Annotated in this window: 24 protein-coding genes; 19 read left to right on the top strand and 5 right to left on the bottom strand. The window is 26.7% G+C overall.

Annotated features, from left to right (window positions below):
• Positions 1 to 17: 17 nt before the first annotated feature.
• The 6 genes from ftsZ (at position 18) to CJJ23_RS04280 (ending at position 6,393) form a co-directional block, all read left to right on the top strand.
• On the top strand, positions 18 to 1,214 hold the full coding sequence (gene ftsZ, locus CJJ23_RS04305; protein ID WP_095335119.1) for a cell division protein FtsZ: 1,197 nt from the start codon (positions 18 to 20) through the stop codon (positions 1,212 to 1,214).
• Between the two features lie 137 nt (positions 1,215 to 1,351).
• Entirely contained in the window at positions 1,352 to 1,828 is a 477-nt protein-coding gene (locus CJJ23_RS04300; protein ID WP_084232626.1) for an OsmC family protein, read from the top strand.
• A gap of 199 nt (positions 1,829 to 2,027) precedes the next feature.
• Positions 2,028 to 3,077: a hypothetical protein gene (locus tag CJJ23_RS04295; protein WP_095335118.1), complete on the top strand. Its 1,050-nt coding sequence runs from the start codon at positions 2,028 to 2,030 to the stop codon at positions 3,075 to 3,077.
• A 309-nt stretch (positions 3,078 to 3,386) separates the two neighbouring features.
• Positions 3,387 to 3,917, top strand: coding sequence for a hypothetical protein (locus CJJ23_RS04290; protein ID WP_095335117.1), 531 nt, complete (start codon positions 3,387 to 3,389; stop codon positions 3,915 to 3,917).
• A gap of 27 nt (positions 3,918 to 3,944) precedes the next feature.
• Complete coding sequence (locus CJJ23_RS04285) at positions 3,945 to 5,411, top strand: S8 family serine peptidase (protein ID WP_095335116.1); 1,467 nt, start codon at positions 3,945 to 3,947, stop codon at positions 5,409 to 5,411.
• Entirely contained in the window at positions 5,383 to 6,393 is a 1,011-nt protein-coding gene (locus CJJ23_RS04280) for a hypothetical protein (RefSeq protein ID WP_095335115.1), read from the top strand. The genes CJJ23_RS04285 and CJJ23_RS04280 overlap by 29 nt, the downstream gene beginning before the upstream one ends.
• Positions 6,394 to 6,553: 160 nt before the next feature.
• Here the strand turns inward: CJJ23_RS04280 and CJJ23_RS04275 are convergent, their stop codons facing one another.
• Positions 6,554 to 6,766: a hypothetical protein gene (locus CJJ23_RS04275; protein WP_095335114.1), complete on the bottom strand. Its 213-nt coding sequence runs from the start codon at positions 6,764 to 6,766 to the stop codon at positions 6,554 to 6,556.
• Positions 6,767 to 6,784: 18 nt separating this feature from the next.
• Here CJJ23_RS04275 and CJJ23_RS04270 point away from each other — a divergent pair, with 18 nt between their 5' ends.
• The 5 genes from CJJ23_RS04270 (at position 6,785) to CJJ23_RS04250 (ending at position 12,429) form a co-directional block, all read left to right on the top strand.
• Positions 6,785 to 7,042, top strand: a complete 258-nt coding sequence (locus CJJ23_RS04270) for a hypothetical protein (protein ID WP_095335113.1) — start codon at positions 6,785 to 6,787, stop codon at positions 7,040 to 7,042.
• Positions 7,043 to 7,188: 146 nt separating this feature from the next.
• Positions 7,189 to 7,614 carry a hypothetical protein gene (locus tag CJJ23_RS04265; protein WP_095335112.1) on the top strand — a complete coding sequence of 142 codons (426 nt, stop codon included), beginning with the start codon at positions 7,189 to 7,191 and terminating at the stop codon, positions 7,612 to 7,614.
• A gap of 231 nt (positions 7,615 to 7,845) precedes the next feature.
• Positions 7,846 to 8,940 carry a hypothetical protein gene (locus tag CJJ23_RS04260; RefSeq protein ID WP_095335111.1) on the top strand — a complete coding sequence of 365 codons (1,095 nt, stop codon included), beginning with the start codon at positions 7,846 to 7,848 and terminating at the stop codon, positions 8,938 to 8,940.
• 308 nt (positions 8,941 to 9,248) lie between these two features.
• A complete protein-coding gene (locus CJJ23_RS04255) occupies positions 9,249 to 11,375 on the top strand; it encodes a S8 family serine peptidase (RefSeq protein WP_095335110.1) in 2,127 nt (708 codons plus the stop codon).
• Positions 11,347 to 12,429 carry a hypothetical protein gene (locus CJJ23_RS04250; RefSeq protein ID WP_095335109.1) on the top strand — a complete coding sequence of 361 codons (1,083 nt, stop codon included), beginning with the start codon at positions 11,347 to 11,349 and terminating at the stop codon, positions 12,427 to 12,429. Before CJJ23_RS04255 ends, CJJ23_RS04250 begins: the two co-directional genes overlap by 29 nt.
• A 59-nt stretch (positions 12,430 to 12,488) precedes the next feature.
• Here CJJ23_RS04250 and CJJ23_RS04245 read toward each other — a convergent pair whose 3' ends face one another.
• Positions 12,489 to 14,510 (bottom strand): UU173 family protein, encoded by a 2,022-nt coding sequence (locus tag CJJ23_RS04245; RefSeq protein WP_095335108.1) that lies wholly within the window; start codon positions 14,508 to 14,510, stop codon positions 12,489 to 12,491.
• Entirely contained in the window at positions 14,503 to 15,339 is an 837-nt protein-coding gene (locus CJJ23_RS04240) for an MAGa7180 family putative nuclease (RefSeq protein WP_095335107.1), read from the bottom strand. The genes CJJ23_RS04245 and CJJ23_RS04240 overlap by 8 nt, the downstream gene beginning before the upstream one ends.
• Before the next feature lie 155 nt (positions 15,340 to 15,494).
• On the opposite strand from CJJ23_RS04240, the gene CJJ23_RS04235 reads away from it, so the two are divergent.
• The 3 genes from CJJ23_RS04235 (at position 15,495) to rpsO (ending at position 17,568) form a co-directional block, all read left to right on the top strand.
• Positions 15,495 to 16,316, top strand: a complete 822-nt coding sequence (locus CJJ23_RS04235) for a YcsE-related riboflavin metabolism phosphatase (RefSeq protein ID WP_095335106.1) — start codon at positions 15,495 to 15,497, stop codon at positions 16,314 to 16,316.
• A gap of 3 nt (positions 16,317 to 16,319) precedes the next feature.
• Positions 16,320 to 17,177, top strand: coding sequence for an FAD synthase (locus CJJ23_RS04230; protein ID WP_095335105.1), 858 nt, complete (start codon positions 16,320 to 16,322; stop codon positions 17,175 to 17,177).
• 124 nt (positions 17,178 to 17,301) lie between these two features.
• Complete coding sequence (rpsO, locus tag CJJ23_RS04225; protein WP_084232646.1) at positions 17,302 to 17,568, top strand: 30S ribosomal protein S15; 267 nt, start codon at positions 17,302 to 17,304, stop codon at positions 17,566 to 17,568.
• Positions 17,569 to 17,908: 340 nt separating this feature from the next.
• On the opposite strand, the gene CJJ23_RS05310 is transcribed toward rpsO, so the two are convergent.
• Positions 17,909 to 18,037 (bottom strand): hypothetical protein, encoded by a 129-nt coding sequence (locus CJJ23_RS05310; RefSeq protein WP_272937918.1) that lies wholly within the window; start codon positions 18,035 to 18,037, stop codon positions 17,909 to 17,911.
• 127 nt (positions 18,038 to 18,164) lie between these two features.
• Here CJJ23_RS05310 and CJJ23_RS04220 point away from each other — a divergent pair, with 127 nt between their 5' ends.
• From CJJ23_RS04220 to CJJ23_RS04205, 4 genes are all read left to right on the top strand, one after another.
• Positions 18,165 to 18,905: a hypothetical protein gene (locus CJJ23_RS04220; RefSeq protein ID WP_095335104.1), complete on the top strand. Its 741-nt coding sequence runs from the start codon at positions 18,165 to 18,167 to the stop codon at positions 18,903 to 18,905.
• Positions 18,906 to 19,666: 761 nt separating this feature from the next.
• A complete protein-coding gene (locus CJJ23_RS04215; RefSeq protein WP_095335103.1) occupies positions 19,667 to 21,742 on the top strand; it encodes a S8 family serine peptidase in 2,076 nt (691 codons plus the stop codon).
• Positions 21,714 to 22,736 carry a hypothetical protein gene (locus CJJ23_RS04210; RefSeq protein ID WP_095335102.1) on the top strand — a complete coding sequence of 341 codons (1,023 nt, stop codon included), beginning with the start codon at positions 21,714 to 21,716 and terminating at the stop codon, positions 22,734 to 22,736. Before CJJ23_RS04215 ends, CJJ23_RS04210 begins: the two co-directional genes overlap by 29 nt.
• A 175-nt stretch (positions 22,737 to 22,911) precedes the next feature.
• Positions 22,912 to 23,673, top strand: a complete 762-nt coding sequence (locus CJJ23_RS04205; RefSeq protein ID WP_095335101.1) for a hypothetical protein — start codon at positions 22,912 to 22,914, stop codon at positions 23,671 to 23,673.
• 15 nt (positions 23,674 to 23,688) lie between these two features.
• Here CJJ23_RS04205 and CJJ23_RS04200 read toward each other — a convergent pair whose 3' ends face one another.
• Positions 23,689 to 23,925, bottom strand: coding sequence for a hypothetical protein (locus tag CJJ23_RS04200; RefSeq protein WP_095335100.1), 237 nt, complete (start codon positions 23,923 to 23,925; stop codon positions 23,689 to 23,691).
• Positions 23,926 to 24,059: 134 nt separating this feature from the next.
• Between CJJ23_RS04200 and CJJ23_RS04195 the strand changes: the two genes are divergently transcribed.
• Positions 24,060 to 25,058, top strand: a complete 999-nt coding sequence (locus CJJ23_RS04195) for a hypothetical protein (RefSeq protein ID WP_095335099.1) — start codon at positions 24,060 to 24,062, stop codon at positions 25,056 to 25,058.
• Positions 25,059 to 25,206: the final 148 nt, after the last annotated feature.

Below are 25,206 nucleotides of genomic sequence, written 5' to 3'. Positions count from 1 at the left end.
AAACCTTGGGAGGTCAAATGTCAGAAAAAACAAACACAGCTATTATTAAAGTAGTCGGTGTTGGAGGATCAGGAACTAATAGTATTAACAACATGATTAACAGCGACTTAAGTGGCGCTGAATTTATCGTTGCCAATACTGATAAGCAAGCTCTTGATGCTTCACCTGCTTTGGTAAAACTTCACCTTGGAGCAGATAATGAAAACTCAACCAGTGCTCGTGGTCTTGGTGCAGGAGCTAATCCTCAAGTAGGAGAAGAAGCTGCACAATCAAGTATCGCTGAAATTAAGCAAGCATTAAAAGGTGCTGATATGGTTATCATCACTGCCGGAATGGGTGGTGGAACAGGTACTGGAGCAGCACCAGTTTTTGCAGAAATTGCAAAAAGTTTGGGAATTCTTGTTGTGGCAATTGTTACAACTCCTTTTATTTTCGAAGGTAATAAACGTAAAAACAATGCTTTAGAAGGTATTTCTAAACTATCTCAGAAAGTCGATTCCATTATTACAATTAGTAACGAAAAATTACTAGAGCAATATGGTGATGTACCTATGAATGATAGTTTTGTCTTTGCTGATACGATTTTAAAACTAACAGTTAAAACACTAACAGATATTATTTCTGCTCCAGCACATATCAATTTAGATTTTGCTGATGTTAAAACAGTAATGTCTAATAAAGGTAATGCAATTATTGGAATGGGAAGAGCTGTTGGTGAAGACCGTGCTACTAAGGCTGCAATTCATGCAATCAGTAGCCCTATTATTGAAACTTCAATTAAGGGCGCAACCGATGCAATTGTTAATATTAGTGGAGCAAATATTACGCTAAAAGAAATCAACACAGCAGTCAGTGTAATTACACAAGCTGTAGGTGAAGATTGCAACATTATTTTTGGAACTTCAATGGATAATAATGCAGGTGATGATATTTATGTAAGTGTAATCGCTACTGGAATTAAAAGTAATCAAGTATTATCTACAATGGAAAAATCTGAAGAAATTAAAGAACTTATCAAGACAATGGAAATTGATTTAGAAAATAAAAATACCAAAGAATTTTTATTCGATGAACCTCTTCCTTTGACTGAAAAACTATCTTTAACTAGTAAATTTGTTAATAACATTTCTCTAACAAGTGAGACGAAAACAAAAACAACCCAAGAAGATGGGCATAAGAGCAAATTACCATCATGATTTAGTAAGAAAAATTAAGGCGATGTCTTAGAAGCAATAATTTTAGTAAAATTATTAAACAGAAAATTTGCTTTTAGCAACAAATTTTTAAGTAATAGCATTTGCTGTTACTTTTTATTTTTCTTATTTATAATTTATTATGAAAGTAGGTTCATATGAAAACAAGAAAAAGTTTGCATCATGCTGATGTCAAATGGGAATTAAAAGGTGAAGAATTTATTGATGGTAATTACAATAAAGCTATTAATATTACTAGTCATTTAAATAATAAAGAAAAAATCACAGGTGGTTTTTCTGAAACTGGATTTCAAAATCACTTTTGAAATCCTGAAGAATTATTAGCTTCAGCTTTAAGTAATTGTTATTTATTAACTTTTTTAGCACTAGCTAAAAACCGTAAAATTACAGTTTATGCTTATGAAGATAAACCAACAGTTACTCTAGAAGGTACTAGTGCAGCAGATACAAAAATTACTGAAGTAGGTCTTTATCCAACTGTCTTAATTAAGGATCAAGAACACATTTCATTAGCAAATGAAATGATGGAAAAAGCTCATAAATATTGTTATGTTGCAAATGCTTTAAAACCAGAAATTAAATTTGAATTAGACTATAAAGTAAAATCAGTTTAATAATTTTAGTAGTTTATTATTCTTAAAACCTAGTAAATTTTAGAAATAAAGCCAACTAGATTAATCTAACATAAATTATACCACTTTTTTCGGTTTGAAAAATTTTTAAAATGAAAAATCGCTATTTTGATTTTTCATTTTTTTAATTGAATTATAATCATAATGAAAAACAATTATCATAAATATCAAGGAGTATAAGATGAAAATAATATCTAATCCAAAAACTAAAAAAAGAAAATTAATTTTTTTATTTACAACTTTAGCGGTTGGTGTAATTTCAACAATTTCTCTAGTCGCATGTAGCAGTATCGACAGCAATCCCAAAGAACTCAACAAAGGCGCTGCAGTTTACTCGAAAACAACCGAAGTAGATAAAAAACCTTATGTTCAAATCAATTTATATGGATATGAAGATTTTACATTCGGTAATTGATACCCAACATATACAAACTCTGATTCTAACACTCTTAAATATAGAAAACTTATCATTAGAAATAGTAGCGATAATAAGGTTACTGTAGATCCTGAATTTCCTGAAACAGGTAATCAATTAATTACTATTGGAAAAGAAACCGAAGAGCAAAAAGACATCAGAAAAAAATGAGGGCTATTCGCTCCAAAATATAAGTGAGTTTACAATAATTCTCCTATCTATAATTCTTTAAGTGATAAACAAAAAGATAGTGATTATTTAGTTGATGCACTTGAACAAAAACAAGAACCTGATAGTCAAAAATTCATTAGTTTAATTAAAACTGATGAAGAGCTAAAATCATCATTGAGATTAGATGATGAAAGTAAAAATCTTTATTTAAAATATCTTGAATCAATCTCAGAAAAATCTACTCTAGAAAATGTAACTGATAAGAATTCTTTTTTGGAAAAAAACTTTTTACCTTGATCCAACACTTTTAATTATGATGCAATTAAAAGTAAATTAGATCTTAAAAAATATGATTATATTTTTATAAAAGATTTAGCAAGATATTTTCATACCGAAGGAAATGGTAGCGAATATTTTTTAGATGGTGGTTTAGAAATTTCGAATTATGAAGTTGACAAAAACAGTAAGGAAATTTCAATTTCTTGAAATTATAAACCGACTGCACCGAAAGACAAAAATTTAGCAGCGCCAGATATTATCATGACAGGTGTTTCTAAAAGATCTCATTCATTTTTATTACCAGTAGAAAAAGGGAGCATATCTGATTTTAAGGTGGATGATTGATCATTTAAAAAGATAAGTTAATTAACTTATAAATCATAGTTACATCTTTTTCAAGATGTAACTTTTTTATTTTTTTAGTATCAAAATTCATAAATAATTTTAGTTTAAATGCTTAATTTTGAAAAAATTTATTACTAGTTTAGCGTTTAATCGTGTGTTTCATATTATACCATTTTATTATTTTTACCTTTTATGAAAAACCATAATATTCGTATTTAAAAATTATTTTGCATTAGTTTTATAATGCGCGCAAGAAGAAAGAAGTCATAAAATCTCAACTAATTTTATTTCTTAAAGTCTTCTATAAAAAAATTTTAAAGAGGTTAAAATATGAAATTTAAACAAAATAAAAAACTAAAAATATTTTTTAGTTTATTAACAACAGGAGCAATACTAGCATCTAGTTTCTCAGGTATCTCAGCAATTAATGTTGAGCAAAAAAATATAAGTGATAGTTCAAATAAATCAATTGAAGAAAAATTTCTTGAACAAATTAAAAATGCTAATTCAATTCAGGAAGTAATTAAAGGATCATTTTTGAACTATAGATCTTATAAAGAATTAAATAGCAACAGCATTTCTGATAGAGAAGAAATAATTAGAAATGGTGCAAATCGCATTGAAATAGTTTTTAAATCAGGAGTTGATAAAACAATAATTAATAAATATGTTAAAGGTTTAATAAATTTGGTTAAAGATAATCGCCAGTATTTTTATGGTAAACATACTTTAACATTTACTACTACTTTTAATGATTTAGATGATTTTAAAAATCTGTTTTTAATTTTAGGAAAATTTAAAATGGATTTAAATAATATTTTACAAATAAATGTTCACGATACTAATTTTAACTATAACTAATGAGAAAAAGCTAATACTGATCAACCGATGGATAACGGCCACTTCGATCAACCTACAGGTTTATTTTATGATTCAAATAAAAAAATAGTTAGATGAGATAAAGAAGAAACATTCTGAAAAAATTATTATGAATACAATAAGAAAAGATATAAATACGTAGGTCTTGATGAAGAAGTTCTCAGGGAAGAAAGAAAATGAGCAAGGGAACTTTGAGAAGTTGGAGCAAGAACAAATGTAGGTGTTCTTGAAGCAAAAGGAGTTGTTGATAGACAATCATCAATTTTTAGTTCAACTGACATTACAGTTTACGATGGTACAAATAGTGACCATGCTAATAAAGTTGCTGAAGTAATTGTTGGAAAACAAGGAATAAATCCTTATGCTAGTTTATATAGCGATAAAACATATGGCATAACTGGAGTAAAAGGATCAATTGAGTGGTTAGTTAAAAATGGTGTTTATATAATAAATAATAGTTGAGGTGAAACCGATGGCTATGATGAAAATTCTTGAATTACATATCAAGATAACCCAAACGCTATCTGGCTAGATAATTTTATTAATGAAAACCCTGAAGTTGTTTTTATTAAGGCTGCAGGTAACGATATTGATAGAAGAAAATTTGATGACAATAATAATCCAATAACTTATAAAACACCTGGCTATATCGCTATGTATATTGAATCTTTTTCCCTATCTTATAATTCAATAATAGTTGGTGCACTTGAAAATACTAAACATATAAAGCCTGAATACTTCACAGAATTTTCAAAGTACACAAATTATATTTCTGTTTCTGCACCCGATCAATTTACTAGTCAATATGCGATAGACCATGGTACAAAACCAAATGTATATGGTACAAGTTTTGCAACACCTACAGTCAGTGCAATAGCCACACTATTGAAAACTAATTATTCTCCTTATTTTAATATTGGGGCAGATTCATTGATAATGAAGAGCATTTTAATATCAGGAGCTAGAAATAATGAAGAAGATAACATTTTATATAATAGTAGTAAAAATATAAATCCCAAAACCTATGATGGAAATATAGGTTTTGGTAGAGTTAACTTTTTAAAAGCAAAAGAAGCCTTACAACGCCTTCGTTATTTTAAAATGAAAAAGACTAATACATATACTAACCCTGCCGTAGAACGCATTAATATGAAAAAAGGCACTAAATATAGAGTAAATGCAACATGGATGAATGTTGATTCATTAAAAAGTGAATGAATTACTACATTTTTATTTTTTGGATATCCTAAATATACTCATATAGGTGCAATCCCTATTTCAGTCAACTTATACACTCCATCAAATCAGAAAATAAAAGTCTATAATGAAATGGTTTTCTCAGGTCAAGCTGAAAAAGCAAATACAATTACATTTGAATTTACAGCAACTGAAACCGGAAGTTATGCATTTAATTTCTCTTTCGATACGGATAGAAAAAGAGATCTAGATGTTGCCTTTACATACTCAACTTTATAGAAAAATAAAAAAAATGTTAATGATTACATCTGTAATTTCGATTTCAACAATTTCATTAACATTAGCATCGTGCAGTCAGCACGTTTTTCTTAAAAAGGGTGCAGCTATATATTCAAAAGAAACCGAAATAGGTAAAAAACCTTACGTTCAAATTAATCTCTACGGCTATCCATACTTCACCTTTAGTAATTGATATCCTGCCTTCTATGATGAAGAAACTTTTCATCTAAGAAAAGTTAAAACATGAACAAAAGAAGAAATCGAAAAAACAAATGGTATTCAGAATTCGGGTACAAAAAATAATGTTGATACTAATGACAAAACTGAAAACAAAAATAAATGGGGGTACTTTATTCGAAAATACAAGTGGACATACAAAAATTCAGAAATTTACAACATGCTTAATGAAAAGCAAAGAGATGAAATTTTTGCTTTAGGTCTTAGTGAACAAAAAAATGAGCCATCATCACAAAAATATATTAGCTTGATTAAAAACTCAACTGAATTAAAATCTTCTTTAAGACTTGAAGAAAATGATCAAAATGAATATAGAGAATATTTCAAAAAATTACTTAGTGAAGATGAAGTCAAGAAAAATAAGGATTCAACAAATTACATAAAAAACAAATTTGAGCCATGATCAACTACATTTAATTTTGAAACTATAAATAACAAACTTGATTTTGATAAATATGACTACTTATTTGTAAAAGATGAATCAGTTTTCTTCAAAAATGGAGATGAAATTGAGATTTGGTTGAGCGGCGGAATTCAACTTCGAGATTATAAAATCAATTTAGATCAAAAGAAAATTTATCTTGGATACGATATAGCACCTAGTGCACCAAAAAAATACGGAAAGAAAACATTAGGGTTTTATCTAAATTCTTTACCCGATAGACTTAATTCCTTTTTCATTCCTATTGAAAAAAATAAGCTAACTCAATTTGTCATCGATGATTGAACTTTAGGTAATTTCTAAAAGAATTAAATTTTTTACTTATACAACTTATTATTATTTTTTGGATATTCCAAAACAAGCCAGTTTATGCAAAAGAATATTAATTTAAAAACAGAATCAATGATTTCAAATTACAATCTGTTTAGTAATTAAGGGTTATCGAATAAAAATTGCATAATACCTATATTTCAAAACCAAACAAATATTGAAAGGTGATTCAGATGTTTCTCTCACATACTCAGAAGTTTAAAAAAAGATGGTTATTGTTAACAATAACCAAAATTGAACTTAATTCACTTGTAGTAATCTCACTAGTTGCTTGTAGCAATAGTTCTGAAACAAAAAAGGGTGCTGAAGTATATTCAAAAACGACTAAGATTGATAATAAAGCCATATGTAAAAATCAATACTTTTGGTTATTACCTTTTTTACTTTTACAGACTGATACCCAATATATCAAGATTTTGGACATTATGAATGAAGAGAAATCCCAATTTATAGTGTTTCAAAAAATGAAAATAATAGTGAAACATCTTCATCACTTAAATTAGTTAAAAATGATAAAACAGAAACAGAACTTAGAAAAAATGGGGTTATTTTGCAAGCAAAAATAGATGAGTTTATGAAAACTCACCTGTTTATAAATTACTTGATGACAAACAAAAAATAACTGATTTTTTAGTTGATGCAAGCGAACAAGATAACGATCCTAAATATCAAAAATTTAGTAGTTTAGTTACAAGTAGTAGCGATTTAAAAGATTCTCTTAGACTTAATGAAAAGGATCATGCAAAATATTTAAATTATTTTAAATCTTTGCCATGAAACGAAGATCTCAAGAAAAATAAAAATGTAGATGAAGAGATAAAAGAAAAATATTTCCCTTGAAGTTCTTCTTTTAATTACGATACTATAAAAGCAAAACTTGATTTTGATAAGTATGATTACATATTTATTAAAGATGTTTCTTACTTTTTCCGTAATAATCTCGAAGAAGATTATTGACTTGATGAAAGTTTAGAAATAGATAATTATAAAATTGATGTGGTAAACAAGAATATCTATATGAAATGAGGAATTTTTGTTAGTCAAGCAACTAAAAATGACTCTTCAAATCAAACGGTTGGTGATGCGATAAGTACTTCTTTACCAAGTAAGTTTTACTCCTTTTTTCTACCCTTTGAAAAAAATAAAATTACTGATTTTGAAATTAATGACTGAAGTATCAAAAAATTTGAATAATTAATAATTGAAGTTGCTTTCAAATTGAGAAAGCAACTTTTTTAAATTTGTTATAAAATTGAATTAATATAAATAAAAGTGAAATATCAATTTTCAATTCCAATCTTTTATTTAAAATTTAAAAGGAATTTTTGAAATCTAAATATAGTATTTACAAGAAACAAAATTTAAGAAATTATGTGTCGTTTATTTCTTAATATTTTTAGATTAATAAAACAAAAAGGATTACAAGTGATTAAATTACTAAACCAAATATCTAAAAAGAAATTAATATATTTTCTTTTATTTACATTATCACCAGCAACAATTACTTCATTAATTTCGTGCTCTAACTACAATGTCGAAAATACACCTATACTAGAACAAGAACCAGCACCAGTAGATATTCCAAAACAAAATGAATTCCAGGTTCTTGAAAAAGGATCTGCAGTCTATTCTAAAAAAACTAACATTGATAATAAACCTTATGTTCAATTAAATCTTTATGGCTATAAAAATTTTACCTTTAGTAATTGATATCCAATATATTCAGGCACTGGTGTATTTTCTCACGGAACTAGTATTATAAGAAATTCTATAGTTAAAGATAATAAAGAAGATCCACCTTATTCTCCTGAAAAAGAGTTGGGAGCAATAGAAACTGGTGATAAGCCAACCAAAAGACAAATAGAAATAAGAGATAAATTGATTTATTTCGCTAGAAAATACAACTGAAGATATGAAAATTCTCCAATTTATAATTCTCTTACAAGTAAACAAAAAAATCACCTATATTATGTAGATGCCCTCCAACAAGAAAAAGAACCAAATTATCAAAAATTTATTAGTGTCATCAAAAATAATAATGATTTAAAGCTAGCACTTAGACTAGGGGAAGGTGATCAAGAAAAATATGAGAATTATTTTAAGCTTCTTATAGATGAAAAACAACTAAATGATATTACTGAAATTGATAAATATATTAAAGAAAATTTTTCTCCTTGAAAAGGGGACTTTAACTACGAAACAATCAAAAGTAAATTAGATTTTAATAAGTTTGACTATATGTTTATCAAAGATGTTTCAGAATTTTTTAGAAGTAACATCTCTGCTGAATTTTCATTAGAATATGGAATAGAAATAAATAATTATAAAATTGATGAAGAAAGTAAAACTATTTATATTAACTTTATACATGGGCCTATGAATGTTCGTGGTTCTAGAGTTGGAGCAAACAGCCAAATTCAAACAGGTATTCCAAATAGATTTCACTCTTTTTTAATACCCATTAAAAAAAATAGAATTTCTAATTTCAATATTTATGACTGAAGTATAAAAGGGTTTTAATAATTAAAAATTAAATTAGTTGCATTTTATTAAATGCAACTTTTATTTTGTATTTTAGTCAGCGTCAAATAGATTTAAAAACTTCCTTTAGTAACAATCATTTTATTTAAGTAATTATTAAATAAAATAGTATTTTAAATTCTATCAATTTATTATTTATATTTTCTAATTAAAATTAAAAATTAGCTTTTAAAAAGTAATTTTTGCAATCTAAATATAATGCTTTCAAGAAATTACGTGTTCGTTTACTTTCTTAAAAATTTTCTTTAAAATGAGCAAAATAAAAAAACAAAAAAGGATTTCAAATAATGAAAAAAATTAAACAATTAAAAACAATTCTTACCTTACTTACAGGTGGGATATTTATTTCTTCTAGTTTTGCTGGTATTTCAGCAATTAGTCAGCAAACGCCTTCTATAACTGATAATTCTAAAAAATCAGATTATCAGTTATTGATTAATAAAATTAAAAACTCATCTTCAATTACCGAGATGGCTGAAGGTATTTTTTTGAATTACCGAGTTTATAAAAAAATTGATGAAAATAATTTAGAAGGTAAAAAACAAATTATTAAAAATGGTTCTAATCGTTTAGAAATAGTTTTCAAAGCAGGCGTTGAAAAAAGCAAAATTAATCAATATGTTGAAAGTCTAAAAAAATTACTAGAAAAAAATCATCAATATATTTATGGAGAACATACACTAACTTTTTCAATTTCTTTCGAAGATATTGATGATTTAAAACAATCTTTTTTAAACATAGTTGAACTTCAAATAGATTTTAAGGATTTATTACAAATAAATATTTTTGATACAAAATATCCCATTCAAGAGTGACAAAAAATCAATAGCAGTATTGCATTAGATTTTGATTATTTTGACCCACTTCCATGATGTTGTCGTTCTTATGAAGATATGCACCCACCTGCTCCTGAACCAAAACCAAAACCTGAGCCTGTTTACACTCCACCACCAGCACCACCAAAGCCCGTATATAAAAGATGAGATATTGATGAAGATAAAGTATGAAATAATTATTATAATCAAAACAGATTAAGATACGAATTTGTCGGGATGAATCCTTTAATCCTAAGGGATGAAAGGGTAAAAGCCAGAGAAGCTTGAGAACAAGAAAAAAGAGTTAAAGTCGGTGTACTTGAATATGGTGGTTTAGTAAGAAAAGATGCTATCATTTACAGTTCTGATGATATTCATGTTGAAGAAGGCCCTATTTCACTGCACGCTAATGAAGTTGCTGAAATAATTATTGGACAACAAGGAATCAATCCTTATGCAAGTTTATATAGTGATTGATTACAAGGATGAAACGGACATAAAGGTGCTATCGAAAGACTTGTAAGTAAGGGCGTAACTATTATTAATAATAGTTGAGAGGAAGGTGATCTCAGCAGAGATATTGAGTATACTTCATATAATGACAATGCTATTTGATTAGATAATTTTATAAATGCAAATCCAGAAGTAATATTTATAAAAGCAGCAGGAAATCGCGGTAGAGGTGATGATTATTATAAGAAAAATGGACTTTTATATAAATATGAAACACCCGGTAAAATAGCAAAATATCTTGATTCATATTCTTTATCATACAATTCAATAATCGTTGGAGCATTAAAACTTGATAATGACATTGAGGCAAATGACTATTCAGAGCATTCTGCGTTAATAAATTATGTAACAACATCTGCTCCCGATCTTTTTATTAGTCAATACGCAATTCGATATTTAACAGATGATGAAAGAGAAGACGGAGAAAGTGATAGAAAAATTGGAACCAGTTTTGCAGCGCCAACTATAACTGCAATTGCTAGTTTATTAAAAACCAACTATAGTGAGTATTTTGATAGAGGCTATGATTCCATTATTATGAAGAGTGCACTAATATCAGGTTCAAGAAGTAAACTTTATTGAGAAAATAAATTTTTTCCTAATTTAACTTTTAAAGAACATAAAGTTTACAATGACCAGGCAGGATTTGGTAGGGTTAATTTTGAAAAAGTTAAAGAATCTTTGAAACATCTAGATTACTTTACCCTAAGAAGTGAAAATACAGAAAATAACCCAAGAAAGAAAACACTTGACCTAGTTAAAGATGATATATACAGAATCAATTTAACTTGGCTGAATATAGACCCATTTCAAATACCAGTGAGTTATCTTCCACTAAGAGCTGGACCAGAACCTACAAAAGAACACGTAGGACCAATTCCAGTTAAACTTAATATTATTGACCCATCTAATAAAAAAATGGTAGCATACACCGAATGATCTTCATGACAACAAGCAAATAAAGTGAATACACTTACTTTTGAATTTAAAGTTGCTGAAAGTGGCACATATAACTTCGACATTTTCCAAAATGGCGGAGATAGAAAAGATAATTTCGATGTCGCAATGACATATTCAAAAATATAAAAAATACAGAAAGGTGTTTTTTGTTCTATCATCATCATTAATTACTAGTTCTGTTGGTGTCCTGATTGCTTGTTCAAAAAATGAAGTTATTTATAAAAAAGAAATTCCTTTAGAAACACCAAAAGTAGTTATAAAACAATTTCCTAGACCGCTTGTTAAAGGTGCAGAAGTATATTCAAAATTAACAAAGGCTAATAATGATCCTTATGTTCAAATAAATTTATATGGTTATAATTTTTTTACTTTTGGTAATTGATATCCTGTATACGAAAGTTTTGAAAACTTTAACTGAAGAAACATTTTAGTAAGAAATGTTTCTGATGGAAAAACTAGTGACCCAGATATAAATATAGGTAATGGAGGTGGCTCTCTCAAGGTAGGTAAAGAAGGAACTCCAAGACAGAAAAAAATTAGAGATACATGAACTTTCTTCGCAAATAAACCTCATTGAATTTATAGTAAATCGAAAGTTTATAATTCTCTTGATAAAGAACAAAAAAATAGTCGTTACCTTGTTGATGCGTTGGAACAAGAAGATGAACCAGATTATCAAAAATTTATTAGTATTATAAAAAGTGAAAATGATTTAAAAATGAGTTTAAGATTGAGCGATAATGATCAAAAGCTCTACGATGAATACTTATTAAAATTTTTTGACTTCAAAAATTCAAAAAACATATTAGAGTTAAGACATAAATTTTTACCGTGATCAAATACATTTAATTTTGAAAGTATAAAAGATAAATTAAATTTCAATAAATATGACTATCTTTTTATCAAGGATATTTCTCAATATTTTAGATTTAATCAAAGTAGTGATTACTTATTAGAAGGTTGATTAGAAATCAGTAAATACAAAATTGATGAAATAACTAAAACAATTTATGTTGACTGAAATATTGCTCCAACAATACCAGAAGGTATATCTTCTAGTGCAGATTCTGTGATCCCAACAAGTCTTCCTAAAAGATTCCACTCCTTTTTCATTCCTGTTGAAAAAGGCAAAATATCTGATTTCAATGTTTACGATTGAAATATGAAACATTTTGAATAAACAAAAAGTTGCTTGTTTAATCAAAGCAACTTTTTCAATTTTTAAATTTTTACTAAAAACTAATCTAAGTCAATATAAACATTTGTTTTTTCAAAATTTGTTTGAAGATTTTTTAAATCTTTTCAGTCTCTTTTTAATAAGTAAATCAAATATTCTAAAACCATCACCATTGACATAACATCGTTATGACAATACTTTTTTAAATTAGGAACAAGTTGTTGATCTCAAATTTGCTGGTGAGTTAAGCCTAGATATTTTTTGACTCCTTCAGTCATTGCTAGTAAACCATTTTTAATTTCTAACTCTTTATAGGGGGTAATTAATTTAGAAAATGACTTATCAGAATGTTTAGAACTGATAAATTTTTCTAATAACTTAATACTATACTTACCTTTTAAATAACCTAAAAAAACTATTGCTGTATTATTAATAGAATAATTCTTTTTAGCAACATCTTCTTTGTTAGCTCTATAAAAAAAGAAATCAGCTAGGTCCAATAAGTTGTCGTTGCTTTTATCATCTTTATTTGTAAAAGTAATGTAATCAATGCGTTTTGCTAAATCTTCATAATCAGGATGATTATGATATTTAAAAACACTTTTAAGTTTTTTTAAAACACCGTTTTCAAACGACTTATTGTAAGTTATATATTTATAATCTTTATCTTTTGATGCAAAATCTTTGAAGCCTGAAATTCTTCTAACCATATTTGCAAATGATTCAATATCTAAATTTTCAGGATCAAAAACAATGTCTTCACTATCTCATTCACCTTTTAAATATTCACCATTTATTGTTCTAACAATTGAAACCTGAAAAGGCACTTGTGAATAAGGTGTATAACCTTTGAAGGCAGTTTCTGGTAAATTAATTGATTCGAAATCAAATCAAACTAATACTTGATCCTTCTTTAAATATGAATACATTAAATTTAAAAAATCAGTTTTATAGTTATTTGGAATAACTTCTTTGTCTTGAATTAATGAGTGTTCATTTAGTAAATTTTTGATCACCAATTCATGATCATCAGTGTTAGTTTTGTATGACTTTCCATTAAAACTTATTAAATCTGCAAAGACAAAATTTTTCATATCTTTTTTAAAAGGATTGATATAAAAAGCATCCTTACTTTCATTCTTAAAATTGAAATCGTTGATATTAAAAAAAGAATTATTTTTTGCAAATAAAATTTCACTCTTAATAAGACGGGGAGTTTTTAAATTATCAAATTCCTTTTCTAAAAAAGCATTTGCATTTAATTTTTCATAAAAATCTTTTGCACTTAAAAGTTGAGTTGGTTCATCTGCACGATTTTTATAATTTAAAAAACCACTTTTAAAATCTTCTTCAATTAAAATTAAAGTTTCTAAATCTACAACTCCTTCTTTTTCTTTTTTTATTTTTGAAGATGATGAATAATTCTTTTTATAATAGTTTGCATATTTAGTTTTTTTGTATACTAAATTATTCGATTTTTTAATTGAATTTAATTCATCAAAAATTAAAAAAGTATGTTCTGAAATATCGGTTTTTAGGGCGTTTTGGATAACTTCTAAATTATAAATTGATCTAAGTGTATTATCTAATACTGACTTGGATTTATAGTTAATAACACCTATTTCATTTGTTCTTTTATCAAAGTAAAAAACATTTGCAAAAAAATCGTTTCAATAAAAATATGCATTAAAAACAATTTTAATTTTTTCATCATTTAAAGCCATCAAGGTATTGTTTAGTTTTGAAATTTTATTATCTTTTGAACTAACAACATAAATTTCAGAATCATCTAAATCTTTTTTTAATAAATTAATAGCAAATGAATTGGTTTTTTCAAATGGATTAAAATTAGTTATTACATCATGATAATTTTGTGGATCAAAAACATCTTCATCAGGATTTAAATTAAAAATTGATCCTTCATCATCACTATCTTCTTCATCATTTTCATTGTCTAAATCATCACTTAAATTTTCTTTATTAAAATTAAAATCATGTCAAATAAAATATGGATTAGGAACTGAAAAAAATCTTTTATATTCTTTAAAAGTTACTAAATTTTCTTCATCAATTTCACTAAACATTTTCAAAACTTGCTTCTGCTTTTCCAGATGATTTTCATCTTTTAATTAACTGTTCATATTCTTCTTCATTTGAACATTCTAAAAAATCAATTAAGTCTTTGTCTTTAAATAAATCAAATTTAGGACTAACTCCTGATAAGGTATATTTTTTATATCATTCCTTAATTAATAAAACATCATTAGCAACTGCTTGATGATTAACTTTATATTTATGGATTAAAGATTTATGCTGATTAATATCAAATTTTTCTGGATATAAATAATCATCTTCATTTAAAAAAGTTGAAACAATTCAAAACATATCAGCCTTCATTAAATATGAGTATAGTTGTGCTTGTCTAATATATGATTCAGGTACTTCACCTTTTTTTCATTTTTCAATATTTTTTGCACCAGTTGTTTTAATTTCAATAATGACATTTTGATCTTTAATATAGCCGTCAGGAATACCACCAATTACTTCATCCTTATCTGCAAAATAATCAAAATTATATTTCATTGGATCATAAGTTTCAATTTCTTGATCAGGTAAAATTGTTCTAAGATAATCAGTTACTTTTGGTTCAATAATTGTTCCTGCATTAACATATTTTGAATCAAGCATTGGTAAACCTATTTGTGAAATATCACAAAAAGCAGCAAATTGCGAAGCAAAACCTCCAACGTTTAAAACGTTTCCCGCTCTAGAACCTGTAACTTTTTTAAAGCCGCGGTTTCCGTATAATTTTTTGTTTAATAACTTATCATGTAAGTCGCTTGATAATCTAACTACTTGATTTTTGCGATCTAAAAAGTAGTCACGATTGTTATAATATTTTCTTTTAGCCATAACTTAATATTAACGTGAAAAGCATGAATGCAAAAATAATTTTTTATTTTTGCAAACTAAAATGCAGAAAATTTAATAATTAATAGATTAATTTAATTTATACTTATAAATAAGTAATTTTAAATTATATAAATCTAAGTTTAGGATGAGGTGTTATGCAGGATATTAAAATGTTAGTCACTGATATAGATGGAACAATTCTGCCTTATGGTGACAAAATTTTTTCAAAGAAAATTAAAAATTTATTTAAAGAAGCAAAAGCAAAAGGTTTAATCACAGTAATTGCTACAGGTCGTGAAATTGTCACAGCTAGAGAATTATTTGCTCAATTTGATAATGTTGATTATTTTATTGGGGCTAATGGTAGTTTTGTTTTAGATTTAAAAACAAAAAAATACGTTGTTAATAAAATGATTGATTATGATTTTGCTAAAAGATATTATGATTGAACATTAGCAAATTATCCTCATGCAGGAGTAACTGTAACTGATAATCAATATATTTTTAAAAGTCCTGAAGGTGTAAATACAAAAAATTGATTTTTAATTCAACATTCAGATCTTTTAAAAGAATTTGCTGATTTTAAAAAGTATGGAAACGATCAAGAAATTTCAATTGTAACAGTTACATCTTTAGATAAAGTTCATTTTGATGCTAGTGAAGATTTTTTAGCAAAACCAGAAAATGCAAATTATGGAGTTAGTGCTCACTGAAGCAGCGGTTGATTTGTTTGTCAAAAAAACGTTAATAAATTAACTGCAATTGCTGATTTAGTTAAATTACATAATCTAACTTTAGATAATGTAATAGCTTTTGGTGATAGTGAAAACGATATTGAAATGGTTGCAGGTGTTAAATATGGTGTTGCCGTTAAGAACGCCATTGATAAAGTAAAAGAAAATGCAAAGGAAGTTACATCTTTAAATTGTTCAGAAGATGGTGTTTACCACCATTGCAAAGCAATTAAAATTATTTAGTCTATGAAAACATACATTTATCCAAATAAATCAGATGCTAGAAAACAAGTCTTTTTATTAGGAGGTTATGAAACTTTTCATAAAGGACATGAATCATTATTTGATGTTGCTAAAACATATCGTGACAGAGGTTATGAAATAGTTTTAACAGCAGTAGTTGATGCTAGAAAATTACCTAAATCATCAAAAATTTTAGAACACCGTAATTTCATGCAGCTAGCAAACCGTTTACAGGTTTTTGCAGATTATGGTTTTGATTCAACAGTTTTATGAAAATTTGAAGATGTTGAAGGCTTAACTTTTGAAGAATTTTTTAAACCTCTTGAAAAAGATTTAGATAAATTTGCGTTTATAGTCGGTTCTGATTGATCAGGTGGTCATAAAGGTATTTGTAAAGCTGATCGCTTAAAAGAAATTTATGAAGATGTAATTGTGGTAGATTTATTTGAAGAAAATCGTAGTAAAATCAGTACTTCCTTATTAAAAAGCCAGCTAAGTTATGGACATATTGATTTTATTAATCAAAATCTAGCATTAAATTACAATATTACTGTTGACTTAAATAAAAATTTAGAATTTGAATATCCTAGTGAAATCGAACCCATCCATAGTGGTATTTATTTAGTTTATATAGATCGTAATGATCAAAAAATTCCTGCTGTTTTACATAAAGGTAAACTAAAAAATCAAATTCACGTTTTAATTGATGATTTAACAATTGAACCCGGAAAAGTTACATTAGAATTTATTGAAACAGTTAGAATTATTACTGCAGCACACCGCGACACTGTTTCTCAAGATGATTTTAAAAACTCAAAAATCTTGTTTTTAAGACATCAAGATGAAGAAAATCAATCTTAAAAACACGCTTAATTATTTAAAGAAAAATCTTGCTTTTAATCAATATTTTTGCTAAAATAAAAAAAATTATTTTATGCTGGGTTTTAATTTTATAAATTAAGGCTCGGTTTAGAAGGGAAAAGAAATGAAAGATAAAGCTAAAACTAGCCAATTAGTTAAAGAATTTGGTGGAAGCGAAAAAAACACAGGTGCTATTGAAGTACAAATCGCTATCCTTACAGATGACATTGAAAGACTAAAATTACACTTTCAAGAAAATAAAAAAGATCGTCATTCAAAGCGTGGTTTTCTAGCAAAAATTGAACAGCGTAAAAAATTACTATCTTATTTACAAAAAACTAATTATCAATCATACTTAAGTTTAATTGCTAAACTTGGTATTCGTAAGTAAAAAGTTTATAATTTGAAACTGCTCATTTGAGCAGTTTTTTTGTTGGTTTTTTAGCGTAGTTAAATAAAACAAAATTAGTGATTATCAAGTGATTTTAAAATAATTTTGATAGCGAAAAAAGTAGTTTTAAAAAATCTAAAATATTTTTAAAATATCAGATTTTTTGACAAAGTAATATACTTTAACCAAGCTTTAATATGAACATAAAAAGGCTGATTCGATATTTGCTATTTATGACATATTAACTTAATACATTTTAGGATTATTCAAGATAATAATCCAGAAAGAGAGATAAAATGTCTCACATAGATACTCAGAACTTTAATAAAAAAACAAAATTTTAAAAGATATTATTAATATCAGCATTATTAGCAATCCCTATTTTTGCTTCTTTTGCAATCGCTTGTACACCAACAACTAGTACATCAAAATTAACTGAAGAAGATAAGCGGTTCGCTGAAACTGGCAAGGGAGCTGATCTAAGTGTTAAAATTCTAGATAATAAAAAAACTGTTATTCAACTTAAGTACGCAGGTTATGAATATTTTACATTTTCTGATTATTGATGATCAGAGGATAAAAGTAAAAACATAAGAATGTATTCATATGGAATAGGAGCAGGAATTGATGCAGAAAAAAGCATTAGTGTTGCAGAACGTCGTAAAATGATTTATGATGAAAAAAATAATCCAAACAATGAAGATAGTGAAGTGTTTTTTAAAGTAAATTCTTTGGACAAACTAAAAAAGGAAATTGAAAACAAAACAGTTTTAGGTACTTCAATTAAACAAGAAGATCAAAAATCAAGTGATAAACAATTTAAATCAGTTGGTTTAATAACAGATGAATCAAGTTTAAAAACACAACTACGTAGTAGTGAAAAAGAAAAGGAAAAATTTTCTAAATTTGCTAAAGAAAAAATTGATGCTAATCTAAAAGATGATGAAATCGAAAAAATGAAACCTTGAAATTCGTATTTTAATTATGATTTAATCAAGAAAAAATTAGATCTAAAAAATAATAACTATCTTTTTGTAAAAGATCTAACTCATTTAATAATTTATGGTGAATTCCAGGGGGAGAGCTCTTTAGTTTATCATAAAGTTGATAAAGGGATTCAAGTATATGATTATATAATTGATAAGGAAAATAAAACCCTGACATTAAAATTTTCATATTTTAATGTTCCTCAACAAGATTATTTATTGACAAGACCATATGAAAAACAAAATCGCTTTACTGGTCCTAATACAATTACATCATTTTTATTACCTGTACCTAAAAGCGAATTAAATGATTTTGATTTTAACGAATGAAAAATTGTAACTGAAAAATAAGGTTAAATTTAATCTTAGTTTCTTAGTAAGCAATTCAAAATCAACTTCTAATAACCTATCCTTGTAAACTAAGGATGGGTTTTTTATTGTTTTAAAATCTGAATTAGTTGTATATGGAAATTGATTGTTTAGGCTAAAAATCTTAAAAAGGACTAATATTCAGGACTCAACATTACCAAAATATGAAAAATTTTTCATAAAAACTAAAAATTTATAAAAATTCATAATATTTTGTATAAAACAATATAATTATTGTGCAGAAGAAATTTCTGCAAGGTTAAAAAATCATTTTCATCATCTAGAAAATGATTAAAATAAGAAAGGGTTTAATATGAATTTTCAAACACAAACAGTATTAAAACCTTCAATGAGTTTAATGCCCATTTTAGGTTTTAAAAAAGAGTTAATTATTTCTTATCAATTTTCAAAATTGATTTTTTTGATTTCGGAAATTAATAAGTAAAAATTTTATCTTTTTGTACTCATCTAAAACACGTAATAAATTTTTAGATTATTAATTCATGATTAAATTGTGAATTACTTTTTTAAATATAGATGAAATTAGTTTTAAATCGTTAAAACGATTTTTTAACAATTACTTGTACATAGCTTGCAGTAAAAAGATAAAGTAATATACTGCATCATTTGAATTATTTAACATATTCTATGCATTTTAAAAAGCATATAAAAGCATAAAAAAGTTGTTAATTAATTTGATCAGTAATCATTTATTATCAATTATTTTAAATAACGAGGTCCAAATGAAAAAATTTAAAAAAAATTTATGATCATTACTAGGCTTATCATCTGCTTCTTTAGCTGCTGTTGGAGCCTTAGTAAGCGTATCTTACTCATCACAACCACAGCAACAAAATGTTGTTGATGATTCAAAAACAAAAAAAGAAGACACCTTAATATCACAAGATAAAAAATCACTAAGAAGAAAATATGCTGAAGAACTTTTAAAAAGTGATTCAATAAAAGATATTGTTAGTCAAACATCATTTAATTATAAAAAGCCTGAATTTATAGCAACTCTTTCAAGTGAGGGAGATTTTCAAAAAGTTTTAGACCAAGGTTCCAATAGAGTTGATATTGTTTTTAAAGCAGGTACAGATAAAACCAAAATTAATATGTATCTAGAGCAAATGTATACAATTTTAGATAATGATTTTGAAACACTTTACGGAAAATATACTTTAACATTTTCAATCGCTTATAAAGATCTAGATGACTTTAAAAAATTAGTATTAAAAATATCAGAATTTGATTTTGATTTTAATGATCTTTTACAAATTAATGTTCACGAAACAGGTAGAAGCGTCGAAGAATTTAATACTGCTTTAAGAAAAATAACACTAGAAGAATCAGATTTAAGGCATCGTGAACGTTTTTATGTTCCAAAGACCTTCTGAGATAATTACAATAGTGCTACCAAAAAAAGATATGGACTTATTGGACTTGACTATCAAACTTTAAACCAAGAAAGACTGCAAGCCTATAATAATATTAACTATGGAAAAGCCGAAATGAAAGTCGGAATTATTGAAGCAGTTCCTAAAAATCCTGACTCTTCTTCATATGTTGATAAAAATTCGTCTGCATTTATCGACTCAAGCAAAATTATTACAAGGGATACAAGTAATCTACCATTTAAACAATATTCTCATCCAAATATGGTTGCTGATGTTATCATGGGTCACCAGGGAATTAATCCAAACATAATGTTATTTTCTGATGTGACAAGTAGATGAAACGGGTGATTAAATAGCACGCTAAACTGATTCTTATATCGTGGAGTTTACATGGTAAATAATAGTTGGGGTGCAGAATATGGTACCAGTGAAGAATATAATAGTGATTCTGAATGGTTAGATAATTTTTTAAATGAAAATGAAGATTTTATTTTTATTATTTCAGCAGGTAATTCATATATCGAAGAGATAACTGAAGACAAAAGAACCTATACAACGAACGCATATAAATATTTAGATTATTATACTTTGTCACATAATGCAATTGTTGTAGGTGCATTAGAATCTACAGAATATATCTCTCCATATCTAGATTCTGAGGGTGGGACTGAAGTTTCAAAAGATCAGAGTTATGTTACAACATCAGTTCCTGATTCATTTAGTCCTACTGGGCTAGACTTGCAAGGAAGATATCTTTTAAGGGGAACTAGCTTTGCTGCACCTACTATTACAGGCATTGCAAGTCTTTTAAAAACAAACTATCCTGAAATTTTCAAAAAGGGATCTGACTATATGATCTTAAAAAGTGCTTTAATTTCTGGTTCAAGACAAAATGCCTCAAGTTACAAATTTAGTTCAGATAACGGTGGAGGATTACACGATGTTTATGATAGAAGGACAGGTTTTGGTAGAGCAAACTTTAAAAAAGTGAAAGAATCCTTACTAAATTTAAAATATCTTAGAGTTTATGCTAATAGCACAAATGAATCAAAGTCAAGAACATATAATTACTTTGAAGCAGGTAAAAAATACAGGGTTAACATAACATGAAAAGGTAAAGATCTTTTTGAATATGATTCAAATTACAATGCATACGAAATGGGTGCTTTTAGTAATTCAAACTATAGATTTAAAGGTGCATTAAATTTAAAACTACAAGTCACTACTCCTGAAGGTGAAAATATTAATGCAGTTTATATTAAACAAGAAACAAATTATAATGAACAAATGATGAATACAGAAACCATAGAATTTGAGGCCAAAACTTCAGGTATCTATTCTTTTGATGTGTTTTATGATAGTTCAGAAGAACAATCTAGAAAGAGGGATTTAGATGTCGCACTTACATATTCAGAAATTTAATAAGAAAGATAGATTTAGAAAAATAATTATTTTTTCTGGTTTATTTGTTGCACCTATTTTTACTTCTTTAGCAATAGCTTGTTCTTCAAGTGTTACATTAACTGAGGAAGACAGACGGTTTGCTAAAACAGGTAAAGGTACTGATGTTAGTGTAAAAACTTTAGAAAACAACAAATCTATTATTCAACTAAAACATGTTGGTTATGAGTACTTTACTTTTTCTGATTATTGATGATCAGAAGACAAAAGCGACATTATTAAAAATATTAGATCGAACTGACTATTGCAGCATGATATCAATTTTGAAACAGATGTGCTTTCTGATGGGGAAGAAGAAAATAACCTTGAAGCAGATAATCACGAAGTTTTTTTCAAACTTGCTTCTTTGGATGAACTTAAAAATAAAATTTCTAAAAGCACAGTTTTAAAGAACTCTTTAAAGCAGGAAGATCAAAACCAAAGCGATAAACAATTTAAATCAGTTAGTTTAATAACAGATGAAACAAGTCTAAGAACTCAACTTCGTTCCACTGATGAAGAAAAAGAAAAATTTTCTAAATTTATTAAAGAAAAAGTTGATGCTAATTTAAACAATGAAGATATTGAAAATATGATGCCATGAAATTCTTATTTTAATTACGACTTGATAAATCAAAAATTAGATTTAGAAAAAAATAATTATTTATTTATTAAAGATTTAACTGAATTCGTTGACTTTCCAAATGAGCCCAGTGAAGAACAGTTAATTTATCACAAAATTGATAAAGGAATTCAAATCCAGGATTATCGAATTGATATTCCTAATAAAACAATTTTTTTAGAATTTTCATGATTTAAAGTACCATACGAAAAAGGATACGTAACCTTAATTTCAAAACCATTCCTTTTCAAAACTCCAAAAACAATTACTTCTTTTCTACTACCTGTAGATAAGGATGAAATTAGTGATTTTGATTTTAATGAGTGAAAAATTGTTCGTGATACTTCATCTTAGCAAAACTTGGCACAACTTATTAATATAATTTATCAAAACAAAAAAGAAAAAAATATCCTCCATAGCAATTCAATTGTGGTGGATATTATAATTCAAAAAAATATTAAAACATTTTATGAATATTTCATTTAATGCGTTTTGAGATAGTTAAAAAAATTAAGAAAGAGAGATCTAAATGTCAAAATTAAAGATTCAAAAATTTGAACCTAAAAAATTAATTAATTTTTTAAGTTTAAGTGCTATTCCTGTTCTTGCTTCTTTAGCAATCGCATGTACTTCTTCAGATGTTACATTAACTGAAGAAGATAAACGTTTTGCAGAAACAGGTAAGGGAACGGATCTAAGTGTAAAAATTCTAGATAATAAAAAAACTGTTATTCAACTTAAGTATGTAGGTTATGAATACTTTACATTTTCTGATTATTGATGATCAGAAAGAAGAAGCAAAGTTATTAAAACACAATCATATTACTCATCTGGTATTGATATTGAAAAAGGTGTTAGTTTCGAAGAAAAAGAAGCATTTTGAAAAAATGAAGAAACTAATCCTGAAACTGATAATCATGAAGTATTCTTCAAACGTGATTCTCTAGAGAATCTTAAAAAAGAAATTTCTAAAAGTACAGTTTTAGAAAACTCTTTGAAAAAAGATGATCAAAAAAATAGTGAAACACAGTTCAAATCAGTTAGTTTAGTAACTGATGAAACCAGTTTAAAAATTCAACTTCGTGCTACTGATGAGGAAGAAGAAAAATTTTCTAAATTTGTTAAAGAAAAAATAAATTCTAAACTAAAAGATGAAGAGATTGAAAAAATGAAGCCATGAAATTCATATTTTAATTACGATCTAATTAGTCAGAAACTTGATTTAACAAAATTATGATTATTTATTTATCAAAGACTTTACTGAATTTATCTATCCACAAAAAAGTCCTAGTGAAGCTGATTTTGTTTATCATAAAGTTAATAAAGGAATTCAAATTAGTGAGTATAGAATCGATCAAGATACTAAAACAATTATTATAAAATTTTCATGATTTAAAGTACCTGAAAAAGTAAGGTATGTAACAACAGCTGTTGATCCAAGTACTTTTGAAACACCAAAAACAATCACTTCATTTTTATTACCAGTTAGTAAAAATTGAATAAAGGATTTTGATTTTAGCGATTGAAAAATTGTTCGTGACACTTGATCTTAAATAAGAGTAGTAAATTTTATTCAAGCAAAATTAAAAATCTTCAAAGCAAGAATTGCTTTTAGATAACACTTTATTATTTTATTCATAAGAATAGGAAGGGGAATTTCATAAATTAAAAATCAATATGCAGAAATTTAAAAAATTATTTTTATTTTCAACTTTAGTTGCTACCCCCATTTTAGCTTCTTTAACAATAGCATGTTCTTCTTCAGGAATTAATTTTACCGAAGAAGATAGACGTTTTGCTGAAACAGGTAAAGGAACTGATGTTAGTGTAAAAGTTCTAGAAAACCAAAAATCTATTGTTCAACTTAAATATGTTGGTTATGAGCACTTTACCTTTTCAGATTATTGATGGTCTGAATTTAGAAGCAAAAATATCAAGTTGTGAACATATTCACGACTTGGTATAGATATCGAAAAGGGTTTACCTTCTGATAAAAAAGAAAAATTTTGAATACAAGAAAAGAGCAATCCTGAAACCGACAATCATGAAGTATTTTTCAAAATTGATTCTTTAGATAATCTTAAAAAGGGAATTTCTAAAAGTACAGTTTTAGAAAACTCTTTAAAAAAAGGTGATCAAAAAAATAGTGAAACACAATTCAAATCAGTTAGTTTAATAACTGATGAAAATAGTTTAAAAACTCAACTTCGTGTTACTGATGAAGAAAAATTTTCTAAATTTGTTAAAGAAAAAATTGATCCCGAAATAAAAGATGAAGATATCGACAAAATGAAACCTTGAAATTATTATTTCAACTACGATGTAATTAAACAAAAATTAGATTTAGAAAATAATAATTATTTATTCATTAAAGTTCTAACCGATTTTGTTGATTTTCCAGACAGCCCCAATGAAGAATGATTAGTTTATCATAAGGTTGATAAAGGAATTCAAATTGAAGATTATAAGGTTGATGTTGACCTACAAACCATTACCTTAAAATTTGGATACATTACTGTTCCTGAAAAACCTGGAAGAGCTGTATCATGAGTTGAAAAACCATACATTTTTAAGACTCCAGAAACGATTACTTCTTTTCTACTACCAGTTTCTAAAAATGAAATTACTGATTTTGATTTTAACGAATGAAAAATTGTTCGTGATAATTGATCTTAATAATTAATTATTAGTTTGCTTATTTTTAGCTGCAAAATTTTCAAACAAAAAACTGCTTTCTTAAGCAGTTTCCCGCATCGGCCTAATAACTGCAACAGAAAGGTTGTAGTTATTTTTTATAATATAAGTAATATGAAATACAAACAAG

This window comes from Mycoplasmopsis agassizii, from assembly GCF_002276225.1.
Taxonomy (GTDB): Bacteria; Bacillota_I; Bacilli_A; order Mycoplasmatales; family Metamycoplasmataceae; genus Mycoplasmopsis_B; species Mycoplasmopsis_B agassizii_A.
This window is presented reverse-complemented; position numbering and strand designations above follow the sequence as displayed.